This is a genomic window from Methylobacterium sp. J-076 (assembly GCF_022829405.1).
Classification (GTDB): Bacteria; Pseudomonadota; Alphaproteobacteria; order Rhizobiales; family Beijerinckiaceae; genus Methylobacterium.
In genome coordinates, this window is sequence record NZ_JAKSXW010000074.1 from 18,290 (window position 1) to 44,106 (window position 25,817).

The following is a 25,817-nucleotide window of genomic DNA, read 5'->3' on the forward strand; positions in this document are numbered from 1 at the left end:
TTCGCGTCGCAAGGATCATGCAGCGCATTGGTGGAGTATTTCATCGAAATTCATGTCGCAAGCGGCAATCATCGGGAAATTGACGAATGAATTGCTTCCATGTTCGCGCATTTGACTTGGTAAAGCTCTCTTCAAGTCGCATCGTAGATCGAACTACGATCAAGAGTTGCTTTTACCTGGGCCGGCGCCCGGCTTGCCTCCGGCAGGCGCACGCGGCACACCCGGCGCACGGCAAACCGGGACGGAGTGGGCGCAGATGCTGAAGGGAATGGGCGGGGAAGCGCCGGTCGCCGAGGTTCGCCCGACGCAGGTGACCGTCCACGGGCGGACGGTGCCGGACGACTATGCGTGGCTGAAGGCGGCCAACTGGCAGGCGGTGCTGAAGGACCCGGCGGCGCTGCCCGAGGACATCGCCGCCTACCTGCGCGCGGAGAACGCCTATACCGATGCGGCCCTCGCCGGCACCGCGGACCTGCGCAGGCGCCTCGTGGGCGAGATGCGCGGCCGGATCCGCGAGGACGACAGCGGCGTGCCCGAGCCGGACGGGGCCTTCGCCTACTACACCCGCCACCGGGACGGCGGGCAGCACCCCCTCGTCTGCCGCCGGCCCACCGGCCCGGAGGCGCCCCTCGGCCGCGAGGGCGAGGAGACCATCCTCATCGACGGCGACCGGGAGGGCGAGGGCCTGCCGTTCTTCGAGATCGCCTCGGCCAGCCACTCGGACGACCACCGCCTGCTGGCTTGGGGCGCGGACACCAAGGGCTCGGAACTGCACGCCATCCGCGTGCGCGACCTCGCCACGGGCGAGGATTCCCAGGACCTGATCGAGGCGACCTCGGGTGAGGCCGTCTGGACGGCGGATGGCGGCGGCTTCTGGTACGTCGCCCTCGACGCCAACCACCGCCCGGCGCGGGTGATGTTCCACCGCCTCGGCCAGCCGCAATCGGCCGACGCGACGGTCTATGCCGAGCCCGATGCGGGCTACTTCGTCCATATCGGGGAGACGCAGTCCGGCCGCTTCCTGGCGATCACCGCCAGCGACCACGAGACCGCGGAGATCCGCCTCATCGACCGCGCCGCGCCGGAGGCCGGGGCGCTCCTCGTGCAGCCCCGCGAGCCGCTGTTGATCTATTCCGTGGACGACCACGGCGACACGCTGTTCATCCGCACCAACGCGGACGGGGCCGAGGACTTCAAGATCGTCACCGCCCCCCTCTCCGATCCCGGGCGCGGCCGGTGGCGGGACCTCGTGCCCCACCGGCCGGGGGTGATGATCCGCCACCTGCACGTCCTGGCCGGCCACATGGTGCGGCTGGAGATCGAGAACGCGAAGCCGCGGATCGTCGTGCGCGCCCTCGCCGACGGGGACGAGCACGTCGTCGCCTTCGGGGAGGAGGCCTATTCCCTGGGCCTCCAGCCCGGCAGCGAGTTCGACACGGCGCGGATCCGCTTCGTCTATTCCTCGATGACGACCCCGGCCGAGACCTTCGACTACGATTGCCTCAGCCGCGCGCGGGTCCTGCGCAAGCGCCAGGAGGTGCCGAGCGGGCACGAGCCCGCGGCCTACGTGACGCGCCGCCTGTTCGCCACCGCACCGGACGGGGAGCAGGTGCCGATCTCCCTGCTGCACCGGAAGGACCAGCCCGTCGACGGTTCGGCGCCGCTCCTGCTCTACGGCTACGGCTCCTACGGCACGCTGATGCCCGCGGCCTTCCGGACCAACCTGCTCTCCCTGGTGGATCGCGGCTTCGTCTACGCCATCGCCCATATCCGCGGCGGCACCGAGAAGGGCTGGCGCTGGTACCTGGACGGCAAGCGCGAGAAGAAGCCCAACACCTTCACCGATTTCGTGGCCTGCGCGCGGGCGCTGGTCTCGGCAGGCTACACGGCCGAGAAGCGCATCGTCGCCCACGGGGGCTCGGCCGGGGGAATGCTGATGGGGGCGGTGGCCAACATTGCCCCGGAGCTGTTCGCCGGCATCGTCGCCGACGTGCCGTTCGTGGACGTGCTCAACACCATGCTCGACGCGGACCTGCCCCTCACCCCGCCGGAATGGCCCGAATGGGGCAACCCGGCCGAGAGCGAGGCGGCCTTCGAGACGATCCTGTCCTACTCGCCCTACGACAACGTCCGCGCGCAGGAGTACCCGGCGATCCTGGCGCTCGGCGGCCTCACCGACCCGCGGGTGACCTATTGGGAGCCGGCCAAGTGGGTCGCCCGCCTGCGCGCGACCATGACGGGGGGTGGGCCGGTCCTGCTCAAGATCAACATGGAGGCCGGCCACGGCGGCGCCGCCGGCCGGTTCGACCGCCTGGAGGAGGTCGCCCTGATCTACGCCTTCGCCCTGGCGGCGGCGGGGGTGGAATAGGGCCGAACGGCGGATCGCGCGGACGCCGCCACGGACGCACCGCCGGCCGTCGCGAGGGACGCGCGCCCTCAGGCGATGGCCCGCCGCCCGGGGGGCGGCCCGCGGCGCCCGCGCCGCCGGGGCGGGGGCCGCGTCTCGCCAGGGCGCGAGGCCTGCCGCTACGGTGGCGGCGCGGCGGGCTCGGGGGATGGCGAGTCGGCGCGGGCGCGGGCCTGCCGCTCGGCCTCCTCGGCCGCGAGCTTGTCGGCATACGCCTTGAGGGCGGCGGCGCGGGACTTGTCCATCTCGATCCGGTCGCGGCGGCGCTGCCGCTCCACCTGATCTGCCTCGGTCAGCTCGATCTTCTCCAACTCGCGCTGCAGGACGAAGGCGGCGAGGCCGGTCGAGAGCGGCCCGGCATCGACGCCCCGCGCCGGGTCGGCGAGGCTGCCGGTGAGGGCATACTGCACGGCGGGCGGGCCCGCCGGCCAGCCCTGCGGCACCGTCCCCCCCGTCAGCGTGCCCCGGGCGTCGAGGCGGCCCTCGCGCAGATCCTCGGTGACGCTGCCGACCCAGCGGGCGGGGCCGAGATCCACATCGAGGGGCCCCGCCCGCAGGACGCCGCCGACGATGGTGGCGGGGGCGGAGACCGGCGCCGTCGCCTGGGCGGCGGCCTTGCCGAATTCCTGCGAGACCAGGGCGGCGAGCCGCCCCTCGCGGAGCGGATCCTCGGCCTCGACGGCCAGGGCGAGGGCCCGGCCGAGGGCGTTGGGATCGAGCCCGGAGAGGCTGAGGTCCTTGAGCGTCAGGCGCCCGCTGCCGGCGAGGTTGCCGACGAGGGCGGGAAGCGCCTCCGCGCTCGCGGCGACGCGCAGCGCGGCCGAGAGGCGCCCGCCGAGGGCCCGCCCCCCGGAGACGGCGGAGAGGGCGAGATCGTCCAGGGTGCCCTCACCGGTCACGGACAGGGCCTCGCCCCGGCGCGCCAGGGTCGCGGAGCCGGACAGGCGCCCCTCCGCGAACCGCGCCGTCATCCCGCCGAGGGTGAGGCTGTCGGCGTCGAGGCCGAGGGTGAGGGCCGCGTCGGTGGCGCCCCATCCCCGGCCGAGGTCGAGGGAGGCGATGCGGAGGCCGACCGTGCCGTGCGGCCGGGGCGGCAGGGGGGCGGCGCGTCCCCCCTCCAGCGGCATCAGCAGCGCGGCGGCGAGCTTGGGCAGCGACAGGCGCGCCAGGGTCGCGCTGCCGTGCAGGGTGCCGTCCGCCGCGCGGGCGATCCGGGCCTCGACCGGGGCGCCGGCGATCCGCCCTTCGACCGCGACGAGGGGGTCGTCCGCGTCGGTGGCGAAGGTCGCGGTGACCTCGGCCGGCCACGCGCCGGGATCGAGCCGCGCCGCGCCGGCGAGCGTCAGGAAGGGGCCGAGATCGGCGGCCTTCACGGCGATCCGGCCGCCCTCCGGCACCGCGCTGCGGTCGGGCAGGACGAGGGGCTGGAGCGTGGCGAGGCTCGCCCCCGCGACGCTCCCCGACAGGGTGAGGGAAAGGCCGCCCCTCAAGGGTTCGGCGACGAGGCGCAGCTCGGCCGGCTGCTGGAGGCCCGGGATGTCGCCGCGGCCGAACCACGTGCCGGCGCGGGGCGTGGTGAGGGTGCCGGCCCCGGCCATGACGCGCCCGTCGCGGCTCCGGACCGAGAGGTCGAGGGTGCCGCCGCCGGCCGTGCCCTTGGCCTGCACCCGCACCTCGTCCTCCTGCGCCCCCCGGTCGAGGGCCACGGCGAGGTCGAGGGGGGCGCTGCGCAGGAAGGGCGGGAGCGCCTGGAGGTCCTCGGTCCAGACCCGTTCGAGCAGGCCGACCAGGGGCGCCGCGACGGGGGCCTGGAGCCGACCGGCGATGCGGCCGGTGCCGTCCACCCCCAGGGTGCCGGAGAGCTTCGCACTCGCCCCCGCGAGGTCCGTCACGTCGAGGCTGTCGACGACGAGGCGCTGGCCGTCGGACTGGATCCGCGCCGCGATGGTGCCGTTGCCCGAGCCGACCGCGCCGTAGCGCACGTCCCTGGCCTGGAGGGTGAGGGCGAGGTCGAAGCCCCGCAGGGCGGAGAAGGCCGTGCCCAGGGGCGGCAGGGCGGCGACATCGACGCCGCTCGCCAGAAGCTGCGCCTCGAAACGCCCCCGCGCCCCGGAATCGGGCCCGAGATAGCGGGCATTCCCGCTGACGCGGGCGGCGCCGAACCCGGCGCGCAGGTTCCGCAGGGACAGGTCGGAGGAGGAGGCGGAGACGTCCGCGGCGATGTCCACCGCCCGCCCGTCGAGGAGGCCGACCAGCGGCCCCTCGACGCCGAGGCGGCGGAGGAGGCGGCCCAGCCCGTCCGATTGCTTGGCGGCCAGGGCCACCGGGCCGGTCAGCCGGAGGGGCGCCCCCTCGACCTCGCCGCTCACCGTGACGGTGGCCTCGCCGGGGGCCGTCGCCGAGAGGCGCCGCAGGAGGAGGCCCCCGCCCCGCTCCGCCGTGCCCGACGCGGCGAGGCCGGTCCACTCGGCGGCGCCGAAGGCGGCGCTGTCCACGGCGATGTCGAAGTCGAGCATCACCGGCAGGCCCCATCCGCCGCGGGGGATGCCCCGGGACAGGAACGCCCCGCCCTCGGGCGAGGTCAGGAAGGCGTCGAGGTCGAGGCGGCGCGCCTTCAGGGACAGGGCCGCCCGCCATTGGCGCAGATCGAGCCGGCCCGAACCTTCGAGGCGCAGGGACTTCCCCCCGGGATCGACGTCCAGGCTCGCCTGCTCGAACCGCACCTGGGTGCCGCGGGCCTTGAAGCTGCCCGCGAGGGTGAAGGGGAGGTAGGGCCCCGCCACCTGGGTAGGCGGCCCGACCACCAGCCGGGCGTTGCCCTCGGCCCGGACGATGCTCCCCGTGGCGTCCGCCTCGTCGGGCGCGAGGGCGAACCGGGCATCGACCTCGAACAGGGGCGTGGCGTCGCCGCCGCCGGAGATCTTCACCGGCAGCCGGCCTTCGGCATCGGGGGTGCCGCTCACCGCCCGGAACGGCACGCCGCCGCTCGTCGCCTCGATGCGCCAGGGCCCGACGAGGGCCGGTGCCTGGATGCGGACGTCGTCGGCGTAGAACTGGTCCGTCCGGCCCGTCGCGCGCACCGCCGTGGTGACGAAGAACTGCTGGATCTGAAGGTTCTCGATGGCGAGATCCCGGCCGCGCAGACCGTCCAGCAGGCCCTGCGGCAGGGTGATCGCCTCGCCGTCGTCGAGGAGCAGGCGGATCTCGGCCCGGCCGATCCGGGTCTCGGTGAACCGGGCCTCGCCCTTCAGCAGGGGCGCCAGGGCGACCTCGGCCTTCACGAAGCGGGCATCGAGGGCGGGCCCCTCCCGATCGCCGAGGTGGAGCCGGTCGACGCGCAGGCGCGGCGAGGGCAGGAGGCGCACCTCGACTCGCCCCTGGCTCTGCACGGGCACGTCCAGCGACTGCGACAGGGAGCGGTCGATGAAGGCGCGGTGGGCCGTCCAGTCGATGAAGGGCGGGACGGCGAGCGCCGCGATCAGGACGAGGACGATCGCGCCAGCGAGCGCGGTCAGCAGATCACGCACCGTTCCCGTTCCAGACCTCTCCGCGGACCCCCCGCGGGCCGCTCGCCCGGGCCTATAGCATGAAGGGCGGGGTGTGGCGCGACGGGGTCAGACCACGCTCCCCGCGGGGCCCTCGGACGATCCGGCGGCCCAGGGCTCGGAGGCGGCCCGCACCCCCGGCTCGCCGACGGCGCCCGCGGTGGCGGAAGGGACCACCGGACCCAGCCCCACCGCACTCAAGCGCCATCAGCGCCCCATCGAACCGCCGCGGGGGATCGGGGCCGGGGCCGGGGGCGGCGTGGTGGATTGGCTGCGCTGGATGTTCATCATCGTGGTGTTGTTCTGGGTGGTCGAGCCCTGCTGCAGCGAGCGCGTCGTGCTCATGCTCGACATCGATTCGTTGGCCGCGTTGGGGTTGCCCTGCTGCACCTGCGCCAGGGCGGGGGCGGCCGACAGGGCCAGCGGCAGGGCGGCGGCGAGGGCGACGCGCGCGAGGGACTTTGCGAGGGGCATGGGGTTCGGGCCTTCGAGGCGACGGGAGGGGATCTCGCCGGGTCAAACCCGCGTCGCCCGCGGGGTTCCTGGCGGATCCCCCCGGCGCGCGCACGGGCCGCACGGGTCCCGCGGCCTCGACGCCGTTCGCGATTTGGTCCAGTGAGAAGGGATGCAGAACCGCCCTCATGCCCTGCCCGCCGCGGACGGCCCCTCCGCCTCGATCAGCGCCCGCGCCCTCGGTGGCCTGCGGCGCGAGGCCGAGGGCTACCTCGACGGGCTCAACACCGAGCAGCGCCTCGCCGTCGAGACGACCGAGGGGCCGATCCTCGTCCTGGCCGGCGCGGGCACGGGCAAGACGCGGGTGCTGACGACGCGCATCGCCCACCTGATCACCACCGGCCGCGCCCGCCCCTTCGACATCCTGGCCGTGACCTTCACCAACAAGGCCGCCCGGGAGATGAAGTCGCGGATCGGCACGCTGATCGGCCCGGCGGGGGAGGGCATGCCCTGGCTCGGCACGTTCCACGCCATCGGCACCAAGATCCTGCGCCGCCATGCGGAGCTGGTCGGGCTCAAATCCGACTTCACCATCCTCGGCACCGACGACCAGCTGCGCCTGATGAAGCAGGTGCTGGCCGACCAGAACATCGACGAGAAGCGCTGGCCCGCCCGGGCGCTCGCCCACACGATCGACGGCTGGAAGAACCGCGGCCTCTCGCCCGAGCAGGTGCCGCCGGGGGAGGCCACCTCCTTCGCCTTCGGCAAGGGCGGCGCCCTCTACGCGGCCTATCAGGCGCGCCTCGCCACCCTCAACGCGGTGGATTTCGGCGACCTTCTCCTGCTGTGCCTCAAACTGTGGCGCGACAACACGGACGTGCTGGAGACCTACCAGGACCGGTTCCGCTACATCCTCGTGGACGAGTACCAGGACACCAACGTCGCCCAGTATCTCTGGCTGCGTCTGCTGGCGCAGAAGCGCAAGAACGTGGCCTGCGTCGGCGACGACGACCAGTCGATCTACGGCTGGCGCGGGGCCGAGGTCGACAACATCCTGCGCTTCGAGCACGACTTCCCCGGTGCCACGGTGGTGCGGCTGGAGCGCAACTACCGCTCCACCGGCCACATCCTCGCCGCCGCCTCCGGGCTGATCGCGAAGAACGAGAGCCGGCTCGGCAAGACGCTGCGCACCGAGGACGAGCCCGGCGAGCCCGTCACCGTCACGGGGGCCTGGGATTCCGAGGAGGAGGCCCGGCTGCTGGCCGAGGCGATCGAATCCCTGCAGCTGAAGAAGCATCCGCTGTCGGAGATCGCGGTGCTGGTGCGCATCTCGGCGCAGATGCGCGAGATCGAGGACCGGTTCGTGCAGCTCGGCCTGCCCTACCGAGTGATCGGCGGCCCGCGCTTCTACGAGCGGGCCGAGATCCGCGACGCGCTGGCCTACCTGCGCATCACCATGAACGGCAGCGACGACCTCGCCTTCGAGCGGATCGTCAACACGCCCAAGCGCGGCCTCGGCGACGCGACGCTCCAGCAGCTCCACACCTACGGCCGGGCCGAGCGGGTGCCGCTGCTCACCGCCGCCCGCCGCCTGTGCGAGACCGACGAGCTGAAGCCCAAGGTCCGCCAGACCCTGCGGGCCCTCACCGAGAGCTTCTCCCGCTGGTCGCGCCTCGTGGAGAGCCAGCCCCATGCGGAGGTGGCGCAGACGATCCTGGAGGAATCCGGCTACACCGAGATGTGGCAGAAGGACCGCTCCGCCGACGCCGCCGGGCGCCTGGAGAACCTGAAGGAATTCGTCCGCTCGATGGAGGAGTTCCCCGACATGGCGGCATTCCTCGAACACGTCTCCCTGGTGATGGACGCCTCCGAGGCCGAGGGCGCCGACCGGGTCTCCCTGATGACCCTCCACGCCGCCAAGGGGCTCGAATTCGACACGGTGTTCCTCCCCGGCTGGGAGGACGGCCTGTTTCCCAACCAGCGCGCCCTGGACGAGAGCGGCCGGGCCGGCCTGGAGGAGGAGCGCCGCCTCGCCCATGTGGGCTTGACCCGGGCGCGCAAGCGGGCGAAGCTGTCCTTCGCCGTCAACCGCCGCATCCATGGGTTGTGGTCGTCCACCATCCCGTCGCGCTTCATCGACGAGCTGCCCCCCGCCTCGGTGGACGTGGTCGAGGCCCCGGCCCACTACGCGGCGGGCGCCTCCCGCTTCGACCGCAACCCGCAGCCCTTCGGATCGAGCTACGGCACCCCGGGATGGCAGCGCGCCCAGGAGCGCACCAACGGGCGCGGCAACGCCGACGCCGCCGGGCGCGGCTTCGGCGCGGCCCCCGGCCGCAGGGGCCCGGCCTCGTCGGGACCGCGCCAGATCGAGGGCGAGCTGATCGCCAAGTCGACGGGCTCGCCCTCCGCGTTCAGCGTGGACCAGCGGGTCTTCCACACCAAGTTCGGCCCCGGCACCGTGGCCGGCGTCGATGGCAACAAGCTGACCGTGGACTTCGACAAGGCGGGCCGGAAAATGGTCCTGGACAGCTTCCTCCAGGAAAGCTGACGCGGGGGCCCGCGGCCCCCTCCCCGCCGGTGGGCACGCGGGGACGCGGCCCGAGGGACGCATGGCGCCGCCGGAGTGTCCGCAGCGACACGCGGACGCAGGAAAATCCGCCTTTCCGAACCCCGGGGCCGGCTTCGTCACCGGCGAGTCACACCCCGCGAACAATCGTGTGGGGCAGCCGATTTTGGTGCGTCGGTTGCTTTGTTGGCTCCGCTTCCGGGTGGAATTGGTTTACTCTCCACAGGCGATGATCAGAGACCCGGAACTTCGATGAGCCGTAAGACTTGGCCCGTCGAATGCTTGGAGGAAGCAGGAGTACCGAGACTACGTCGTTTCAGTGACACGTCCAGATAGGCCCGTCCCGTTGGAGTGTTGACCCATGAAGAGACGCCGCGCACGCCTTGAATTGGTTGAAGACCGCACACCTCGCCTCCACCGCACACGCTTCGACGAAGAGAGACATCTCGGCCCGATCCAACCCCTGACCGACAGGCAGGCGGAATACCTCGACGCCCTCGGCCGGTCCCCTCAGGTCATCGTCCTCGGCCCGGCGGGCACCGGGAAGACCTACATCGCCGGGACCCGCGCCGCCGACCAGCTGCGCCAGCGCCGGATCGCCAAGGTGGTGATCACCCGGCCGAACGTCCCCTCCGGCCGCTCGCTCGGCTTCTTCCCCGGCACCCTCGAAGAGAAGATCGCCCCCTGGGTCGCCCCGCTCACGGAGGCGATGAAGGAGCGCATGGGGGCCGGCGCCTTCGAGATCGCCCTGAAGGCCGGCGACATCGAGATCGTCCCCTTCGAAGTGATGCGCGGCCGCACCTTCAAGAACTGCCTCGTGATCCTCGACGAGGCGCAGAACACCACCGTCAACGAGATCAAGATGTTCCTGACCCGCATCGGCGACGATTGCCAGGTCATCATCAACGGCGACGTCTCGCAGACCGATCTGCGCGAGACGTCGGGGCTGCGCACGGTCATCCATCTCATCAAGAGCCGGATGATGCCCATCCCCGTGGTGGAGTTCACCCGCGCCGACATCGTCCGCTCGGGCATCTGCGCGGAATGGGTCGCCGCGTTCGAGGAAACGAATCTCTGACTTGGCGGTTACTGACGGCGGGCCGGTGACGGTCCGCCGTGCCGCGTGCGGCACGAGAATACTCCCCGAACCTCCCGCCAGGGAGGACGAACCGGGTTCCATCCCGGCAACCGGAAGAAACGGAGTCTCCCTCGTGAGGAAACTGACCCTGACCGCCGCGGCCTTCGCGTCCCTGTGTGGGGCGGCGCTGGTGACGCCCGCCCTCGCCGTTCCCGCCTCCCCCGCCGGCATCGCCGCCCCCGACGCGATGACCACGACGGTGCAGGCCTCGCCGATGGAGCGCCGCATGATGCACCGCCGCATGGAGCGCCGGATGATGCACCGGCACATGGAGCGCAAGATGATGCGCCGCCATATGATGCGCCGGCACATGATGCGCCACGGCATGTAAGACGGTTCGGCACCCTCCGGCCACCGGGGCGCAAGCCCCGGCCGGGGGGCGCCTGCCCGCAGGATACGGCACGGCCCTCCCACTTGAGCGTTGCCGCCGCCCCGCGGGATTCCTATGTCGGAGCGCTTGCGTGGTCCCGGATCCGCCCGCGCCGCCGGCGCGGCCGCCGGCGACCGATCCGGGAGACCGACATGCCCCCCTCCAACCGTCTGTTCGACGACCTCGCCCGCCTGATGACCGACGCCGCCGGCGCAGCCCAGGGCGTCCGCCGCGAGGCCGAATCCGTGGTGCGCGCCCAGGCCGAACGGCTGATCCGCGACCTCGACGTGGCCTCCCGCGAAGAGCTCGACGTGCTCCGCGACCTCGTCGCCACCCTTCGCACCCAGAACGACGCGCTCACCGCGCGGGTCGCCGCCCTCGAAGCCAAGGCCGGCCCTTCGGCCGGTGCCGGCGGGGCCGTGGGCGGGGTGGCGGGACTGAGCGAAGGCGTGTGATTCGCCGGGAAACGGTTTTGCACAGGAAGCCGCAGCGGCGATTCCGTTTCCTGTTCACCGACCCCGCAATCGGCTTTGTGTCGCGAGTCGCGCCCGGTCTATATTGGGTCATGGACTGATTCGGGGGAGACGGAAGAAGGACTGCGGATCTTTCGTAGTCGTTTGCAACGTCTCCCGCCTTGATCGGCCGAACACTTCTCGATCTCGGGGCGTCGAGGCGCCTCCCATCACGTCGTCATCGCGCCGGCACGGAGTGATCCGCGCCGTCAACCTGGATCGTCATGCCGCTGCTTCACATCGACTATTACGATCCGCATCGGAGCGAGCACCCGCTCGACGTGGTCGAGCGCTTGGCCTCGCTGCGCGACTGGATCTTCGACCGGGCCGAAACGGACGAGATGTCGGTCACGAGCCCCGGCCGGTGGACCGACTATCACGTGGCCTTCACCTGGATCGAGGATGTGGAGGCCCTGCACGTGGCCTGCGCCTTCGACCTCAAGGTCCCCGAGCGGCGGCGCCAGGAGATCCAGCGCCTCATCGCCATGGTGAACGAGCAGCTCTGGATCGGGCATTTCGACCTGTGGTCCAGCGACCACGTCGTGATGTTCCGCCACTCCCTCCTTCTGGCGGGGGGCGCCGTGCCGACCCAGCCGCAATGCGCGACCATGATGAAATGCGCGGTCGATGCCTGCGAGCGGTACTTCCAGGCCTTCCAGTTCGTGCTCTGGGCGGGCAAGAGCGCCCGGGAGGCCCTCGACGCCGCCCTGTTCGAGACCGAAGGCGAGGCGTGAGCGCCGCGCCGGGCATGCCCGCCTCGCTCATGCTGGTGGGCGCGGGCAAGATGGGCGGGGCCATGCTGGCCGGCTGGCTCGATGCCGGCCTCGACCCCGCCGCCACGTCCGTCATCGACCCCGACCCCTCGGACGCCATGGTGCGGCTCTGCGCGGAGCGGGGCGTCTCCCTGAACCCGCCCGAGCCGCCCCCCGCCGCGGTGCTGGTGCTGGCGATCAAGCCCCAGGGGCTCGATGCGGCATCCCCCGGGCTGGACCGGCTGATCGGGCCTGGGACGCTCCTCGTCTCGGTGCTCGCGGGCAAGACGGTGGCCGACTTGCGCGGGCGCCTGCCCTCGGCCCGGGCCGTGGTGCGGGCGATGCCGAACCTTCCGGCCAGCATCGGCCGGGGTGCCACGGGCGCCTTCGCCAACGAGGGGGTGAGCGAGGCCCGGCGGGCCGAAGCCGGGGCGCTTCTCTCCGCGGCGGGGGTGGTGGCGTGGCTGGAGGACGAGGCCTCGATCGACGCGGTGACCGCCGTGTCGGGATCGGGGCCGGCCTACGTGTTCCTGATGGTCGAGACCCTGGCGGAGGCCGGGATCGCCGCCGGCCTGACGCCGGAGGTCGCCGGGCGGCTGGCCCGGGCGACGGTGGCCGGCGCGGGCGCCCTGCTCGATGCGGACCCCACCGGGGCCGGCGCCCTTCGCCAGGCGGTGACCTCCCCCGGCGGCACCACGGCGGCGGCGCTCCAGGTGCTGATGGCCGAGGATGGGATGGCCCCCCTGATGCGCCGGGCGGTGGCGGCGGCCAAGCGCCGGGCGGGCGAATTGTCGAGCTGATGTCGTGCGGCATGCCGCGCGCGCCCCTGACACGGGCCGGATCGACCCCTAAATGGGGACGGCAGACGCACCGGAACCGACGATCCAGCGATGACTGAACCCAAAGGCCCGACCAAGCGGACCCGCAAGGCCGCGGCTCCGGCTCCCGCCCCCCTCGGCGGGGAGCCCGCCGCCACGCCGGAGCGGGACGAGGCCCCGGCTGCGCCGCAGCACGATGCGGCGGGCGCCGCGCCGCCGCTGCCCCCGCGGGAGGCCGCCGTCGAGGCACTGATGCGCCTCGCCGCCGAGCAGCCCTGGAACGACATCGAGGTCGGCGACATCGCCCGGGAGGCGGGCATGTCGCTCGGCGAGCTGCGCGAGCTGTTCCCGTCGAAGGGGGCGGTCCTCGGCGGCCTCGCCAGGATCATCGACCGCAAGGTGCTGGAGGCGGACGGGTCCGACCTCGCCGACGAGCCGACGCGGGAGCGCCTGTTCGACGTGCTGATGCGCCGCCTCGACGCCATGACGCCCTACAAGCCTGCCCTGCGGCGGATCTCCTACGCGCTGCGGGGCGAGCCCTTCTCCCTGCTCGCCCTCAACGGCGTCATGGTCAACTCGCACCGCTACATGCTGGCCGCCGCCGGGATCGACACCGAAGGTCCCCTCGGGCAGGTCAAGCTCCAGGGCGTGGTGATCGCCTTCGCCCGCGTCACCCAGGTCTGGCTGGAGGACGAGGACCCGGCGCTGGCCCGGACCATGGCCCGGCTCGACAAGGAGATCCGCAGCGGCGAACGGTTCATGGAGCGGGCCGAGGATGTCCGCCGCCTCACCGCACCCCTGCGGGCCATCGGCCGCTCGCTCCTCGACCGGCGCTCGCGCACGGACCGGGACGAGGCCGCGGGCGACGAGCCGCCGAGGGTGTGACGGCCTGATCGCCCGTCACCCCGGTGGCGGGCACGGGTGTCAGGAGAAGCGGTCGGCCAGGACTTCCCGGACGGTGCCGACCATCTCGATGCCGCTGAGCCTGTCGCGCTCGACGGTGAGGGAATCGGGGATCAGGTCGTCGATGCCCTCGTCGCTGTCGTCCCCGGCGAAGACGATGCGCAGGTTGGGCCGGAGCGCCCGCGCCTCGATGGCGAGGCGGCTGCAGCAGAGACTGCCCTGCAATGCGGCATCGATGACCAGCACATCGACCGGGAGGCCGAGGGCGAGGACGGTCATCGCATCGACCCCGCGGTCGCACACCGTCGCCTGGAATCCGGCATGGTGGACCTGCGCCGACGCCTCGTCGCGCCAGCGCTTGTGATGCCCGACGACGAGCACCTGAACTCTGTAGCAACCTCCGGGAGCGGCCGGAAACCGTGCCGAGGGTCCGACGGCGGTTGATCCCATTCGCGTAAGACCACCACTTTGCGTTGCGTTGCGACATGCTATGCCGGGTGGGGAAAGCCGCGCAAGGCCCTCATCGCGGAATTGCCCCATTCGGCGCCCGCTCTGCCCAACCGGCAGGCATGCGCGCAGGGCGCCACTCCGGTGGGCAGCGCGGTCCTCGGTTGACGCGGCCGGGCCCTGCCGGGCAACACCACGCCGCGGCCGGCTCGCAGCCGGATCACGGAGCCTTCGATTCGATGTCGTCCAAGCCGTCGCCCGTCTCGCCCCTCGCACCCACGACCAACCCCGACCTGCCGCCGGTGGCCGGCGTCCGCCTCGCCACGGCGCAGGCGGGCATCCGCTACAGCGGACGGACGGACGTGCTGTTCGTCGGGCTGGAGCCCGGCACCCGGGCGGCGGGGGTGTTCACCCGCTCGAAATGCCCCTCCGCGCCGGTGGACTGGTGCCGCGAGGCGCTGGCGACCGGCACGGCCCGGGCCCTCGTGGTCAATTCGGGCAATGCCAACGCCTTCACCGGGCGCCTCGGCCGGGACGCCGTAGCGCTGACGGCGAAGATCGCCGCCGCCGCCGCGGGCTGCGCCGAGAGCGAGGTCTACATCGCCTCCACGGGCGTGATCGGCGAGCCGCTCCCCGCCGAGCGGTTCGAGGGCGTGCTGGCCGCCTGCGCCGGGCGGGCGCAGGACGGCGCCGGGGCCTGGGCCGAGGCGGCCCGGGCGATCATGACCACCGACACCTTCCCGAAGCTCGCCACCCGCGAGGCCGAGATCCACGGCACCAAGGTGCGGATCAACGGCATCGCCAAGGGCGCGGGCATGATCGCCCCCGACATGGCGACGATGCTCGCCTTCGTCTTCACCGACGCGGCCCTGTCCCAGGGCGCGGCCCAGGCCCTGCTCGCGAGGGGGGCGGACGACAGCTTCAACTGCGTCACCGTGGATGGCGACACCTCGACCTCCGACACCCTGATGCTGTTCGCCACGGGCAAGGCGGGCCACACCGAGGTGGCGGACGCCGAAGACCCGGCGCTGGCGGGCTTCAAGGCGGCGCTGGACGACCTGCTGAGCGAGCTGGCCCAGCTCGTCGCCCGCGACGGCGAGGGCGCCCGCAAGTTCGTGACGGTGCGGGTCGGCGGCGCCGAGAGCGACGCCTCCGCCCACCGCATCGCCCTGTCGATCGCCAACTCGCCCCTGGTGAAGACCGCCGTGGCCGGCGAGGATGCCAACTGGGGCCGCGTCGTCATGGCGGTCGGCAAGGCCGGCGAGCCCGCCGACCGGGACCGCCTCGCGATCTGGTTCGGGGATGTCCGCGTCGCCGTCGAGGGCGCCCGCGACCCCGCCTACAGCGAGGACGCGGCCAGCGCCGTCATGCGGGCGCCGGAGGTGGAGATCCGCGTCGATCTCGGCCTCGGCGCCGGCAAGGCCCGGGTGTGGACCTGCGATCTGACCAAGGGCTACATCGAGATCAACGGGGATTACCGCTCGTGAGGGCGCCGCCTCTCGCCCTGCTCCTGGCCTCCCTCGCGGGGGCGGCGATGGCCGACGGGGCGCCCTGCCCCCGCTACGTCAGCGTCACCGGGCACGCCGCCTCGACCCAGGCGCCGGACTTCGCCGAGGTCGCGGTGGGGGTCGAGGCCAAGGGCGCGACCGCCGGGGCGGCCCTCGATGCCGCCTCGAAGGCGGTGGCCGGCATCGCGGCCCTCGCCCGCGAGGCCGGCCTTCCCCCCGCCGACATCGGCACCGCGGCGGTGACGCTGCGGCCCGCCACCCGCACGGTCACCCGGCCGGGGGGCGGCATCACCGAGGAGCCGGACGGCTACGCCGCGGGCAACGTGGTCCGGCTGCGCCTCTCCGACATGGGGCGCCTGGGCGACCTCCTGCGGCGGACGCTCGATTCGGGGGCGAACCGCATCGACGGCATCACCTTCGGCCTGCGCGATCCCGACGGGGCGACGGCGGCCCTGCAGGTCGCCGCGGCCAGGGATGCCCGCGCCCGCGCGGCGACCCTCGCCGAGGCGGTGGGGGCGAAGCTCGGTCCGCTCTGCACCCTGACGGCGCTGGAGGCCGGCCCCGCCCCCTTCGCGATGCGGGCGATGGCCGCCGCCGCCCCGAAGGCGCGTCCGGTGCCCGTCGAGGCCGGGACGATCGAGGGCGCGGCCTCCGTCACCGCCGTCTTCGCCCTCGACCCATGAGCGCCCTTCGCCTGCTCCTCGTCGTCGCCGTGGCGCTGGTGGATGCGGACGGCCGGGTGCTCGTGGCCGAGCGCCCCGCCGGCAAGCAGCTCTCCGGCCTGTGGGAGTTCCCCGGCGGCAAGGTCGAACCCGGCGAGCGGCCGGAGGAGACCCTGATCCGCGAGCTGGGGGAGGAACTGGGCATCACCGTCGCGGAGCCGTGCCTCGCGCCCCTGACCTTCGCCAGCCATGCCTATCCCGATTTCCACCTGCTGATGCCGCTCTACGTCTGCCGCCGCTGGGAGGGCACGCCCCGCTCCCTCGAAGGCCAGGCGCTGAAATGGGTGCGCCCCCGGGGCCTGCGCGACCTCCCCATGCCCCCCGCCGACGCGCCGCTGGTCCCGTTCCTGATCGACCTTCTGGGCTAGGGCGGGCCGGCCCCGGCCCGTCACGGCGCGTGGGGCAAAATAATTTTGCGACGCCGTCAAGTCGTAATACGAAGCCGGCTTCGCCCCGCCGTGTCGTTTTAAGCATATCGCATCGCACCATTGCATGCGATTCGTGCTGCAGCCGCGAGAAAGGCCGGCTCAACCGGCGAATCAAAAAATTTGACGGGCGGAATCCACCGGTACACGTAGAATACTAGCCGATACGGGTCACAAAAAGACGCGGAGGAGGCGCCGGATGGACGTCCACGAATACCAAGCCAAGGAGCTGCTCGCGAGCTTCGGCGTCGCCGTCCCCAAGGGTGCCATCGCGTTCAGCCAGGATCAGGCGGTCTACGCGGCCACCGAACTCGGGGGATCGTTCTGGGCCGTGAAGGCGCAGATCCATGCCGGCGCCCGGGGCAAGGCCGGCGGCATCAAGCTCTGCCGGACCTACAACGAGGTGCGCGACGCGGCCAAGGAGCTGCTCGGCAAGCGCCTCGTCACCCACCAGACGGGCCCTGAGGGCAAACCGGTCCAGCGCGTCTACGTCGAGACCGCCGACCCCTTCGAGCGCGAGCTGTACCTCGGCTACGTTCTCGACCGGAAGGCGGAGCGCGTCCGCGTCATCGCCAGCCAGCGCGGCGGCATGGAGATCGAGCAGATCGCCGCCGAGGAGCCCGAGGCGCTGATCCAGGTCGTGGTGGAGCCGGCCGTCGGCCTGCAGCAGTTCCAGGCCCGGGAGATCGCCTTCAAGCTCGGCCTGAACATCAAGCAGGTCGCCGCCGCGGTGCGGACGATCATGAACGCCTACCGGGCGTTCCGCGATTGCGACGGCACGATGCTGGAGATCAACCCGCTGGTCGTCACCAAGGACGACCGGGTGCTGGCGCTCGACGCCAAGATGTCCTTCGACGACAACGCCTTGTTCCGGCGCCCGACCATCGCCGACATGCACGACCCCTCGCAGGGCGACCCCCGCGAGGCCCAGGCTGCCGAGCACAACCTCAGCTACATTGGCCTCGAGGGTGAGATCGGCTGCATCGTCAACGGCGCCGGCCTCGCCATGGCGACCATGGACATGATCAAGCACGCGGGCGGCGAGCCGGCGAACTTCCTGGACGTGGGCGGCGGCGCCTCCCCGGAGCGGGTCGCCACGGCCTTCCGGCTGGTCCTTTCCGACCGCAACGTGAAGGCGATCCTCGTCAACATCTTCGCGGGCATCAACCGCTGCGACTGGGTCGCCGAAGGCGTCATCCAGGCCGCCCGGGAGGTGAAGATCGACGTGCCCCTGGTGGTGCGCCTCGCCGGCACGAACGTGGAGGCCGGGAAGCGGATCCTGGCCCAGAGCGGCCTCGACCTCATCACCGCCGACACGCTGACCGAGGCCGCGCGCAAGGCGGTCGACGCCTGCAACGCCGCCAAGAACAACCGCTGAGCCGGGGAGATCGGGCCATGAGCATCCTCATCGACGAGACCACGCCGATCATCGTCCAGGGCATCACCGGCGACAAGGGCACCTTCCACGCCAAGGAGATGCTGGATTACGGCACGAACGTCGTCGGCGGCGTCACCCCCGGCAAGGGGGGGCGCACCCATCTCGGCCTGCCGGTGTTCAACACCGTCAAGGAGGCGGTGGAGGCCACGGGCGCCACCACCTCGATCACCTTCGTGGCCCCGCCCTTCGCGGCGGACGCCATCATGGAGGCGGCCGATGCCGGCCTGCGCCTCGTCTGCTCCATCACCGACGGCATCCCCGCCCAGGACATGATGCGGGTGAAGCGCTACCTCTACCGCTACCCGAAGGAGAAGCGGACGATGGTGGTCGGCCCGAACTGCGCCGGCATCATCTCGCCCGGCAAGGCGATGCTCGGCATCATGCCCGGCCACATCTACCTGAAGGGCAACGTGGGCGTGATCTCCCGCTCTGGCACGCTCGGCTACGAGGCCGCCTCGCAGCTGAAGGAGCTGGGGCTCGGCATCTCCACCTCGGTGGGCATCGGCGGCGACCCGATCAACGGCTCGTCCTTCCTCGACCACCTCGCCCTGTTCGAGATGGACCCGGATACCGACGCGGTGCTGATGATCGGCGAGATCGGCGGCCCGCAGGAGGCGGAGGCCTCCGCCTGGATCCGGGACAACATGTCGAAGCCGGTGATCGGCTTCGTGGCGGGCCTCACCGCCCCGAAGGGCCGGCGCATGGGCCATGCGGGCGCGATCATCTCCGCCACCGGCGACAGCGCCGCCGAGAAGGCCGAGATCATGAAGAGCTACGGCCTCACCGTGGCCCCCGATCCGGGCTCCTTCGGCCAGACCGTCGCCGACGTGCTGGCGCGGGCGGCCTGAACCCGGCCTGGAAGCCTTCTCCCATCCTGGGCCTCATCCTGAGGTGCCCGCACCAGCGGGCCTCGAAGGAGGGCTCCAGGACCCGCTGCGGCCCCTGGAAGCTTCCTTCGAGGCGGCTGACGCCGCACCTCAGGATGAGGTCGGCGGGTGGGAGAGGGCCGACCGCGCCGCCTCGATTTCAAAGGACAAGGGCTCCCCCATGCCCACGACGCTTCACGCCAGCCCCTCCTCGGTCACCGGCTTCGCGCCGCCGGTGATCACCGGCACCTCCTCCGAGGGCGCCCTGGACATCCTGTTCCAGGCGCTCCTCGACGTCGCCCGCCGGCACGACCCCGAGCTGGAGGCCGTGCTGCACGGCACGGCCGACATCTCGCGCTTCTCGCCGGAGATGCTGGCCCGCGCCCTCCAGGTGCAGGGGATCTGGTTCCAGCTCATCTCCATCGCAGAGCAGAACGCCGCCATGCGCCGCCGCCGGCACACGGAGCGGACGGAGGGCCGGGCGGCCTTGGGCGGCTCCTTCGCGGGCGTCTTCGCCCAGGCCCGCGCCCGGGGCATCGCGCCGGAGCGGATCCAGGCCCTGCTGAACGACCTGCGCATCCGCCCCACGATCACCGCCCACCCCACCGAGGGCAAGCGGGTGACCGTGCTGGAGAAGTTCCGGCGCATCTACCTCGTCCTGCGCGAGCTGGAGATGCCCCGCTGGACCGACCGCGAGCGCAACGGCCTGATGAACGAGCTGCGCGACCAGATCGAGCTCGTCTGGATGACCGGCGAACTGCATCTGGAGAAGGCGACCGTCGAGCGGGAAGTCGCCTGGGGGCTGCACTTCTTCGACGAATCGCTGTTCGAGATGCTGCCCGAGACGATGGATTCCCTCGAGGAGGCGCTGAGCGAGACCTATCCCGACACGCCCTTCAAGGTCCCGCCCTTCTTCCAGTTCGGCTCGTGGATCGGCGGCGACCGGGACGGGAACCCCTTCGTCACCGCCGCCGTCACCCGCACCACCCTGCAGCGCAACGCGCTCGCCTCCCTGTCCCGCTACCGGGACGGCGTGCGCGAGCTCGGCCGCACCCTCTCCCTCACCGAGCGGGCGCTGCCGGTGCCGGGGGCCTTCCGCGAGGCCCTGACCCGCCAGCTCGCCGAGAGCGGGCAGGCCCGGGCCATCGAGCGGCGCAACCCCGGCGAGGCCTACCGCCAGTACCTCACCTGCGTCCTGCGCAAGATCGAGGCGACCATCGCCCGCAACGAGGGCCGCCACCCCTCCGGCCCGGATTACCCGAGTGCCGACGGGCTGATCGAGGATCTGCGCACCCTGGAGCGCGGGCTCGCCGACGCGCAGTGCGGGGCGCTGGCCCGGGACCTCGTCCGGCCGGTGCGGCGGATGGTGGAGATCTTTCGCTTCTCGACCGTGCGCCTCGACCTGCGGGAGAACACCACCCGCACCACCGAGACCCTGCGCGCCCTGTGGAAGCAGGAGAACGGCGACGGCGAGCCCCCCGCCCTCGAATCCCCCGCCTGGCGGTCCTGGCTGGAGGCCGGCCTCGCCCGGACGCGGGACCCCGAGCGGTCCTTCGAGAACCTGCCCGACGCGGCGAGGGAGACGCTGGCCACCTTCGCCCTGGTGGCGGAGATGCGCGAGAACCTCGACCGGGAGGCGTTCGGCTCCTTCGTCCTGTCGATGACCCGCTCGGTGCCGGACATCCTCGGCGCCTACCTGCTCGCCAAGGAGGCGGGCGTGTTCCTCGACACCTCCGGCACCGAGATCTGCCCGCTGCCCATCGTCCCCCTGTTCGAGACCATCGACGACCTGCGCGCCGGCCCGGCCATCATGCGCGAGCTCCTGGCCGTGCCGGTGGTGCGCCGCTCCACCCGCTGGCAGGGCGGGGTGCAGGAGGTGATGATCGGCTATTCCGACTCGAACAAGGACGGCGGCTTCGTCGCGGCGAATTGGGAGCTCTACAAGGCGCAGAGCAAGCTCACCCGGCTCGGCCAGGAGCTCGGCGTGCCGATCGCCTTCTTCCACGGCCGCGGCGGCTCGGTGAGCCGCGGCGGCGTGCCGACCCATCGCGGCATCGCCGCCCAGCCGCCGGGCTCGATCCGCGGGCGCTTCCGCATCACCGAGCAGGGCGAGGTCGTCTCGTTCAAGTACGCCAACCGCGGCACCGCCGCCTACCAGATGGAGCTGCTCGCGGCCTCGGTCTTCGAGCACGCCCTGGCCGGCGACGGCAACGGCCAGCCCGCCGGCCACGACGACGCCCTGGAGGCGCTGGCCGGCGCCTCGCGGGCGGCCTACGTCAACCTGCTGAACACGGACGGCCTCGTCGATTACTTCCAGGCCGCGAGCCCGCTCGACGAGATCGCGCTGCTCAACATCGGCTCGCGCCCGGCCCGGCGGTTCGGGGCGCGCTCCCTGTCGGACCTCCGGGCGATCCCGTGGGTGTTCGCGTGGTCGCAGAACCGGCACGTCGTCACCGGCTGGTACGGCGTCGGCTCGGGGCTCGCGAGCTTCATCGACGTCCGCGGCCGGGAGGGCGAGGCCACCCTGAAGCGGCTGTTCTCGGAATCGCGGGTGCTGCGCCTCGTGCTGGACGAGGTGGAGAAGACCCTGCTGATGGTCGATCTCGACATCGCCCGCGCCTATGCCGGCCTCGTGCCCGACAGGGCGGTGCGCGAGCGGATCTTCTCGGCCATCGAGGCCGAATACACCCTGACCCGGGAGATGGTGCTCCGGGTGAGCGGCGGGTCCGAGCTGGCGGAGCGGTTCCCCCTGTTCCGCGACCGGCTGAAGGGCCGGCTGCCGACGATCAACCAAGTGTCCCGCGAGCAGGTCGAACTCCTCGCCCGCTACCGCAGCGAGACCGACGAGGACCGGAAGGAGGCGGTGAAGTCCGCCCTGCTCCTGTCGATCAACTGCATCGCCGTCGGCTTCGGGTCGACCGGGTGAGCGAGTCCGATCTCAACGCCGTCATTGCGAGCAAAGCGAAGCAATCCAGGGACCCGCCACATCTGCAGAAGTCCCGCCGCCCTGGATTGCTTCGCTGCGCTCGCAATGACGGCGAGGGCACTTCCTGAAACAGTCAGGAACACCAGTTGACCCCCCGGCGCGCCACACCCGACACGCGCGGGACGAGACCACCCCAAGGAGGAAAACACCAATGAGCTTCACCCTGATCCAGCAGGCCAAGGCGCGCCTGCACCGCTCGGAACTCGCCGTTCCCGGCTCCAACCCGACCTTCATGGAGAAGTCGGCCTCCTCGGCCGCCGACGTGATCTTCCTCGACCTGGAAGACGCCGTCGCCCCCGACGACAAGGAGCAGGCCCGCAAGAACATCATCCAGGCGCTGAACGACCTGGATTGGGGCAGCAAGACCATGATGATCCGCATCAACGGTCTCGACACCCACTACATGTACCGGGACGTGGTGGACATCGTGGAGGCCTGTCCGCGCCTCGACATGATCCTGATCCCCAAGGTCGGCGTGCCGGCCGACGTCTACGCCATCGACGTGCTCACCACCCAGATCGAGCAGGCCAAGAAGCGCGAGAAGAAGATCGGCTTCGAGGTGCTGATCGAGACCGCGCTGGGCATGGCCAACGTCGAGGCCATCGCCCAGTCCTCCAAGCGCCTGGAGGCGATGTCCTTCGGCGTGGCCGACTACGCCGCCTCGACCCGCGCCCGCTCCACCGTCATCGGCGGCGTGAACCCGGACTTCTCGGTGCTCACCGACAAGGACGAGGCCGGCAACCGGCAGACCCATTGGCAGGACCCGTGGCTGTTCGCCCAGAACCGGATGCTGGTGGCCTGCCGCGCCTACGGCCTGCGCCCGATCGACGGCCCGTTCGGCGACTTCTCGGATGCCGACGGCTACCGCTCGGCGGCGCGGCGCTGCTCGGCGCTGGGCTTCGAGGGCAAGTGGGCGATCCACCCGAGCCAGATCGAGCTCGCCAACGAGGTGTTCACCCCCTCCGAGGCCGAGGTCACCAAGGCCCGCCGCATCCTCGTCGCCATGGAAGAGGCCGCCAAGGCCGGCCGTGGTGCCGTCTCCCTGGACGGGCGCCTCATCGACATCGCCTCGATCCGCATGGCCGAGGCGCTGATCGAGAAGGCCGACGCGATGCGGTAAGCCGCATTCGGAAGGGGGCGGTGCAACAGGCACCGCCCCCTTCCGTCCATTCCGGTCCTCGCGACGGCGGTGGGCGAGGTGACGGTCTGACTCAGAACGGCCGCTCGTCCGGCAGCCGGGCGGCGGCGATCTCCTCCGGCGTCGGGTCGCGGCGCAGGATGATGCCCTGGCGCCAATCCGGCCCGATCAGCCCGAGCCGGGCGAACCCGTCGAGCCAGCCGTCCATCGGCCAGATCCCGTGCCGGCGGTGAAACCGCTCGGCGTTGGCGACGATGTCGCGAAAGTGCTGCAGCGGCGGATCGTAGGCGGGGTGGTGCTGGTGGAAGGCCAGCGGGCCGCCCAGGAACAGGGTCGGCACGCCCATCGCCTCGGCCCTGAAGGCGAGGTCCGTATCCTCGGCGCCGTAGCCGGAAAAACCCTCGTCGAACCCGCCGAGGCGGTCGTAGGTCGCCGCCCGCACGGCGAAGGCGAGGGACCAGAACAGGCCGGGCTGCGGCGAGGGCACGATGCCCGATTCGGGGAAGTGCCGCACCGGATGGAGATGGCCCGCCCGGGCGAGGTCGGCCTCCCGCCAGCCGTCGCCCACGGCGCCCGCCGGCAAATAGCGCACCGCGCAGCAGACCAGCCCGTCCCGCTCGGCCGCCGCCGCCGCGAGCCCAGCGACGAGGTCCCCCGAGGGGATGCAGTCGACATCGAGGAAGATCAGGATGTCGGCCTCACCCGCGGCCCGGCGGCCGGCGTTGCGGGAGGCCGCCAGCGGCAGGCCGGCGCTGGCGAAGGCGACGCGCTCCACCGGGAAGGGCAGAGCTGGCAGCGGCGCCCCGTCCCCGCCCATCTCCACCACGATGCAGCGATCCGGGGCCTGCCCCCGGGCCAGACCTTCGAGCAGGCGTGCGAGATGGCCCCCGCGGCCCTTGTTGAGGGTGATGACCGCGACGCTCATTCCGCGACGGCCACGAAGCGCTCGCTCGGCCCGCACAGGCGCTCGATCATCGCCGGCTCCAGGCGGAAGCCGGTCGGGTCGTCGGCGATGAGGTCGCTCACCTGCGATTCGTGGGCCGCCACGGCCTTCGCCTTCACGGCGCGGTAGGGCGAGACGTCCAGGCGCAGGCCCTGCGGCGGGGGGCCGACCTCCGTCTCCGGCGGCAGGGTCCAGCCCCAGACGGGGTATTCGTAGATCCGCACCCCCGGCATGTGCCGACGGGCCAGGCCGACGATGGCCGCCGCCGCCTTGTGGTCGCAATGGGGATCGTGCCGCCACGTCACGAACACCGCGCCCGCGGCGCAGGCGGCGGCGGCCCGGGCCACGGCCTGCGCCGCCGCCTCGGCCTGCGGCCCTCCGCTCGGCACATGGGCGTCGGGCAGGCGCAGGAAGGTCACGTGGCCGGGCTCCATGCCCAGCACCGCCACGGCCCGCAGGGTCTCGGCCTCGCGGAGCGTGCGCAGCTTTTCAGGCGGGTAGAGGGCGGAATGGGTGTGCGAGCCGCAGCCGTCGCTCACCACCACGAGCCGCACGTCCCGCCCCGCGGCCCGGGCGGCGGCGATGAGGCCGCCGCAGCCGAGGCTCTCGTCGTCGGGATGGGGCGCCACCACCACGAGGCCGCCGGCCCCGACCAGCGCATCGAGGTCGGCCAACGGCAGGCTGTCGGCGGCGGCGAGGAAGGCGTCGGCACGCATCGCAGGACGGGTCTCCGCGTTCCGCCGGACGGGGCGGAACGGAGAGCGGACCATCCGGGAGGCCGGCTGAACGCGGCCTGAGCAGGCCCCTACCGGTCGTTCTCGGTGGTGAGGTTGCCGAGCCGCGTACCCTCGTCGGTCCCCCGCATCTCGTCGAGGCTGACCCCGGCCGAGGGCGAATCGGTGAACACGATGCCGGCCCCCGAGAGGGCGCTGCGCAGCACCTCGATCTGCCCGGAGGGCGAATCGCCGTAGCCTGCCTCGAAATTCTTCACCAGCGCCTCGTCGCACCCGGCCTTCCGGGCGAGGTCGGCCTCGCTCCAGCCGAGCAGCCCCCGCGCCGCCCGCGACTGCGCCGCACTCATCGCCAGGGGCACCGACCCGCCCTGGACGCCTTCGTCAGATCCCGTCACGCCCCGTCTCCGCTTCCCGTGGTCCACAACCGCGCCGGGCCGGCAACGTTTCCCTCCGGCGCGGTCCATGATCATAATTGTGCTGAAATTCCGCGCCATCGAGCGGGACACAAGCCCCCCGCCGCCGGCGTCCGGGGCCGGCCCCGGCACCGCATCGGCGGATCCGGGCCGTGACGACAGGCGCGAAGGCGCGACAGAGGGACGACACGATGAGAGCGGTGCTGATCGCCACGCTGGCCTGTACCGTGATGGCCGCGACGAGCCAGGCGCAGGCACAGATGGGCGGCGGCCCGAACACCGGCTTCGGCAAGGGCTATCGCCGGCCGGGCGGCGAGGACAAGAAGGCGCCCCAGTACGTGCCGGGCACCAAGGCCCAGGAGAAGAACTTTCCCCTCGATTCCACCTGGACGGCGGTGAGCATCAACGGCAAGCCCTTCGGCGGCGGCGACCGGCCGAGCTTCATCCTCGACAAGCAGTACCGCGCCCGCGGCTACGGCGGCTGCAACACCTTCGCGGCCACCGCCTTCCCCTTGAAGGAGCAGCACATCGCCGTGGGGCCCCTCGCCCTCACCAAGAAGTCCTGCGACAAGGCCCTGGCCGCCGCCGAGCAGGCGTTCTTCGTGGCCCTGCGCACGGCGGCCGCCTGGGACATCGTCGGCGCGCAGCTGGTGCTGAAGAGCCCGAACGGCGAACTCCGGTTCGACCGCGCCCTGTAAGAATCTGTTGACGACGTCCACGAAAGCCCGCCGGA

The 25,817-nt window shown here is 72.2% G+C and carries 22 protein-coding genes; 16 read left to right on the plus strand and 6 right to left on the minus strand.

Going from position 1 to position 25,817, the window contains the following annotated elements; genetic code table 11:
* Positions 1 to 256: 256 nt before the first annotated feature.
* The gene (locus MKK53_RS06035) at positions 257 to 2,368 is read left to right on the plus strand and encodes a S9 family peptidase (protein ID WP_243927786.1); all 2,112 of its coding nucleotides are present in this window, start codon (positions 257 to 259) and stop codon (positions 2,366 to 2,368) included.
* Positions 2,369 to 2,526: 158 nt separating this feature from the next.
* Here the strand turns inward: MKK53_RS06035 and MKK53_RS06040 are convergent, their stop codons facing one another.
* Positions 2,527 to 5,934 carry an AsmA family protein gene (locus MKK53_RS06040; protein WP_243927787.1) on the minus strand — a complete coding sequence of 1,136 codons (3,408 nt, stop codon included), beginning with the start codon at positions 5,932 to 5,934 and terminating at the stop codon, positions 2,527 to 2,529.
* A 225-nt stretch (positions 5,935 to 6,159) separates the two neighbouring features.
* Complete coding sequence (locus MKK53_RS06045) at positions 6,160 to 6,426, minus strand: hypothetical protein (protein ID WP_243927788.1); 267 nt, start codon at positions 6,424 to 6,426, stop codon at positions 6,160 to 6,162.
* Between the two features lie 151 nt (positions 6,427 to 6,577).
* Here MKK53_RS06045 and MKK53_RS06050 point away from each other — a divergent pair, with 151 nt between their 5' ends.
* From MKK53_RS06050 to MKK53_RS06080, 7 genes are all read left to right on the plus strand, one after another.
* Complete coding sequence (locus tag MKK53_RS06050) at positions 6,578 to 8,953, plus strand: ATP-dependent helicase (RefSeq protein WP_243927789.1); 2,376 nt, start codon at positions 6,578 to 6,580, stop codon at positions 8,951 to 8,953.
* Positions 8,954 to 9,332: 379 nt separating this feature from the next.
* The gene (locus MKK53_RS06055) at positions 9,333 to 10,049 is read left to right on the plus strand and encodes a PhoH family protein (protein ID WP_243927790.1); all 717 of its coding nucleotides are present in this window, start codon (positions 9,333 to 9,335) and stop codon (positions 10,047 to 10,049) included.
* A gap of 133 nt (positions 10,050 to 10,182) precedes the next feature.
* Positions 10,183 to 10,440, plus strand: coding sequence for a hypothetical protein (locus MKK53_RS06060; RefSeq protein WP_243927791.1), 258 nt, complete (start codon positions 10,183 to 10,185; stop codon positions 10,438 to 10,440).
* A 191-nt stretch (positions 10,441 to 10,631) separates the two neighbouring features.
* Positions 10,632 to 10,934 (plus strand): accessory factor UbiK family protein, encoded by a 303-nt coding sequence (locus MKK53_RS06065; RefSeq protein WP_243927792.1) that lies wholly within the window; start codon positions 10,632 to 10,634, stop codon positions 10,932 to 10,934.
* A 281-nt stretch (positions 10,935 to 11,215) separates the two neighbouring features.
* The gene (locus MKK53_RS06070; RefSeq protein ID WP_243927793.1) at positions 11,216 to 11,725 is read left to right on the plus strand and encodes a YbjN domain-containing protein; all 510 of its coding nucleotides are present in this window, start codon (positions 11,216 to 11,218) and stop codon (positions 11,723 to 11,725) included.
* A 14-nt stretch (positions 11,726 to 11,739) separates the two neighbouring features.
* Positions 11,740 to 12,543 (plus strand): pyrroline-5-carboxylate reductase, encoded by an 804-nt coding sequence (proC, locus tag MKK53_RS06075; protein ID WP_243927856.1) that lies wholly within the window; start codon positions 11,740 to 11,742, stop codon positions 12,541 to 12,543.
* Positions 12,544 to 12,633: 90 nt separating this feature from the next.
* Positions 12,634 to 13,446, plus strand: a complete 813-nt coding sequence (locus tag MKK53_RS06080) for a TetR/AcrR family transcriptional regulator (protein WP_243927794.1) — start codon at positions 12,634 to 12,636, stop codon at positions 13,444 to 13,446.
* Positions 13,447 to 13,485: 39 nt separating this feature from the next.
* On the opposite strand, the gene MKK53_RS06085 is transcribed toward MKK53_RS06080, so the two are convergent.
* Positions 13,486 to 13,845 carry a histidine kinase gene (locus tag MKK53_RS06085; RefSeq protein WP_313901529.1) on the minus strand — a complete coding sequence of 120 codons (360 nt, stop codon included), beginning with the start codon at positions 13,843 to 13,845 and terminating at the stop codon, positions 13,486 to 13,488.
* Between the two features lie 305 nt (positions 13,846 to 14,150).
* Between MKK53_RS06085 and argJ the strand changes: the two genes are divergently transcribed.
* From argJ to MKK53_RS06120, 7 genes are all read left to right on the plus strand, one after another.
* Positions 14,151 to 15,398, plus strand: a complete 1,248-nt coding sequence (gene argJ / locus MKK53_RS06090; RefSeq protein ID WP_243927796.1) for a bifunctional glutamate N-acetyltransferase/amino-acid acetyltransferase ArgJ — start codon at positions 14,151 to 14,153, stop codon at positions 15,396 to 15,398.
* Positions 15,399 to 15,445: 47 nt separating this feature from the next.
* Entirely contained in the window at positions 15,446 to 16,102 is a 657-nt protein-coding gene (locus MKK53_RS06095) for an SIMPL domain-containing protein (protein WP_243927857.1), read from the plus strand.
* Entirely contained in the window at positions 16,099 to 16,509 is a 411-nt protein-coding gene (locus MKK53_RS06100; protein WP_243927797.1) for a (deoxy)nucleoside triphosphate pyrophosphohydrolase, read from the plus strand. Before MKK53_RS06095 ends, MKK53_RS06100 begins: the two co-directional genes overlap by 4 nt.
* A 211-nt stretch (positions 16,510 to 16,720) precedes the next feature.
* A complete protein-coding gene (locus MKK53_RS06105) occupies positions 16,721 to 17,944 on the plus strand; it encodes a malate--CoA ligase subunit beta (RefSeq protein ID WP_313901531.1) in 1,224 nt (407 codons plus the stop codon).
* A gap of 17 nt (positions 17,945 to 17,961) precedes the next feature.
* Positions 17,962 to 18,852 carry a succinate--CoA ligase subunit alpha gene (gene sucD / locus MKK53_RS06110; protein ID WP_243927799.1) on the plus strand — a complete coding sequence of 297 codons (891 nt, stop codon included), beginning with the start codon at positions 17,962 to 17,964 and terminating at the stop codon, positions 18,850 to 18,852.
* Between the two features lie 199 nt (positions 18,853 to 19,051).
* Positions 19,052 to 21,796, plus strand: a complete 2,745-nt coding sequence (locus MKK53_RS06115; RefSeq protein WP_243927800.1) for a phosphoenolpyruvate carboxylase — start codon at positions 19,052 to 19,054, stop codon at positions 21,794 to 21,796.
* Between the two features lie 211 nt (positions 21,797 to 22,007).
* Positions 22,008 to 22,976: an HpcH/HpaI aldolase/citrate lyase family protein gene (locus MKK53_RS06120; protein ID WP_243927801.1), complete on the plus strand. Its 969-nt coding sequence runs from the start codon at positions 22,008 to 22,010 to the stop codon at positions 22,974 to 22,976.
* A gap of 91 nt (positions 22,977 to 23,067) precedes the next feature.
* Here MKK53_RS06120 and MKK53_RS06125 read toward each other — a convergent pair whose 3' ends face one another.
* From MKK53_RS06125 to MKK53_RS06135, 3 genes are all read right to left on the minus strand, one after another.
* The gene (locus MKK53_RS06125; protein WP_243927802.1) at positions 23,068 to 23,919 is read right to left on the minus strand and encodes a glycosyltransferase family 2 protein; all 852 of its coding nucleotides are present in this window, start codon (positions 23,917 to 23,919) and stop codon (positions 23,068 to 23,070) included.
* The gene (locus tag MKK53_RS06130) at positions 23,916 to 24,653 is read right to left on the minus strand and encodes a PIG-L deacetylase family protein (RefSeq protein ID WP_243927803.1); all 738 of its coding nucleotides are present in this window, start codon (positions 24,651 to 24,653) and stop codon (positions 23,916 to 23,918) included. The genes MKK53_RS06125 and MKK53_RS06130 overlap by 4 nt, the downstream gene beginning before the upstream one ends.
* 89 nt (positions 24,654 to 24,742) lie before the next feature.
* Positions 24,743 to 25,018: a helix-turn-helix transcriptional regulator gene (locus MKK53_RS06135; RefSeq protein ID WP_279598848.1), complete on the minus strand. Its 276-nt coding sequence runs from the start codon at positions 25,016 to 25,018 to the stop codon at positions 24,743 to 24,745.
* Between the two features lie 257 nt (positions 25,019 to 25,275).
* On the opposite strand from MKK53_RS06135, the gene MKK53_RS06140 reads away from it, so the two are divergent.
* Positions 25,276 to 25,782 (plus strand): META domain-containing protein, encoded by a 507-nt coding sequence (locus tag MKK53_RS06140; RefSeq protein WP_243927805.1) that lies wholly within the window; start codon positions 25,276 to 25,278, stop codon positions 25,780 to 25,782.
* The last annotated feature ends 35 nt before the right edge of the window (positions 25,783 to 25,817 follow it).

Coding starts and splice junctions, on each gene's coding strand:
- MKK53_RS06120 (WP_243927801.1), top strand. CDS start 22,008: ATGAGCTTCACCCTGATCCAGCAGGCCAAGGCGCGCCTGCACCGCTCG.
- MKK53_RS06065 (WP_243927792.1), top strand. CDS start 10,632: ATGCCCCCCTCCAACCGTCTGTTCGACGACCTCGCCCGCCTGATGACC.
- MKK53_RS06130 (WP_243927803.1), bottom strand. CDS start 24,653: ATGCGTGCCGACGCCTTCCTCGCCGCCGCCGACAGCCTGCCGTTGGCC.
- MKK53_RS06140 (WP_243927805.1), top strand. CDS start 25,276: ATGAGAGCGGTGCTGATCGCCACGCTGGCCTGTACCGTGATGGCCGCG.
- MKK53_RS06035 (WP_243927786.1), top strand. CDS start 257: ATGCTGAAGGGAATGGGCGGGGAAGCGCCGGTCGCCGAGGTTCGCCCG.
- MKK53_RS06070 (WP_243927793.1), top strand. CDS start 11,216: ATGCCGCTGCTTCACATCGACTATTACGATCCGCATCGGAGCGAGCAC.
- proC (WP_243927856.1), top strand. CDS start 11,740: ATGCCCGCCTCGCTCATGCTGGTGGGCGCGGGCAAGATGGGCGGGGCC.
- sucD (WP_243927799.1), top strand. CDS start 17,962: ATGAGCATCCTCATCGACGAGACCACGCCGATCATCGTCCAGGGCATC.
- MKK53_RS06125 (WP_243927802.1), bottom strand. CDS start 23,919: ATGAGCGTCGCGGTCATCACCCTCAACAAGGGCCGCGGGGGCCATCTC.
- MKK53_RS06095 (WP_243927857.1), top strand. CDS start 15,446: ATGGCCGACGGGGCGCCCTGCCCCCGCTACGTCAGCGTCACCGGGCAC.
- MKK53_RS06055 (WP_243927790.1), top strand. CDS start 9,333: ATGAAGAGACGCCGCGCACGCCTTGAATTGGTTGAAGACCGCACACCT.
- argJ (WP_243927796.1), top strand. CDS start 14,151: ATGTCGTCCAAGCCGTCGCCCGTCTCGCCCCTCGCACCCACGACCAAC.
- MKK53_RS06115 (WP_243927800.1), top strand. CDS start 19,052: ATGCCCACGACGCTTCACGCCAGCCCCTCCTCGGTCACCGGCTTCGCG.
- MKK53_RS06135 (WP_279598848.1), bottom strand. CDS start 25,018: ATGAGTGCGGCGCAGTCGCGGGCGGCGCGGGGGCTGCTCGGCTGGAGC.
- MKK53_RS06080 (WP_243927794.1), top strand. CDS start 12,634: ATGACTGAACCCAAAGGCCCGACCAAGCGGACCCGCAAGGCCGCGGCT.
- MKK53_RS06100 (WP_243927797.1), top strand. CDS start 16,099: ATGAGCGCCCTTCGCCTGCTCCTCGTCGTCGCCGTGGCGCTGGTGGAT.
- MKK53_RS06045 (WP_243927788.1), bottom strand. CDS start 6,426: ATGCCCCTCGCAAAGTCCCTCGCGCGCGTCGCCCTCGCCGCCGCCCTG.
- MKK53_RS06050 (WP_243927789.1), top strand. CDS start 6,578: ATGCAGAACCGCCCTCATGCCCTGCCCGCCGCGGACGGCCCCTCCGCC.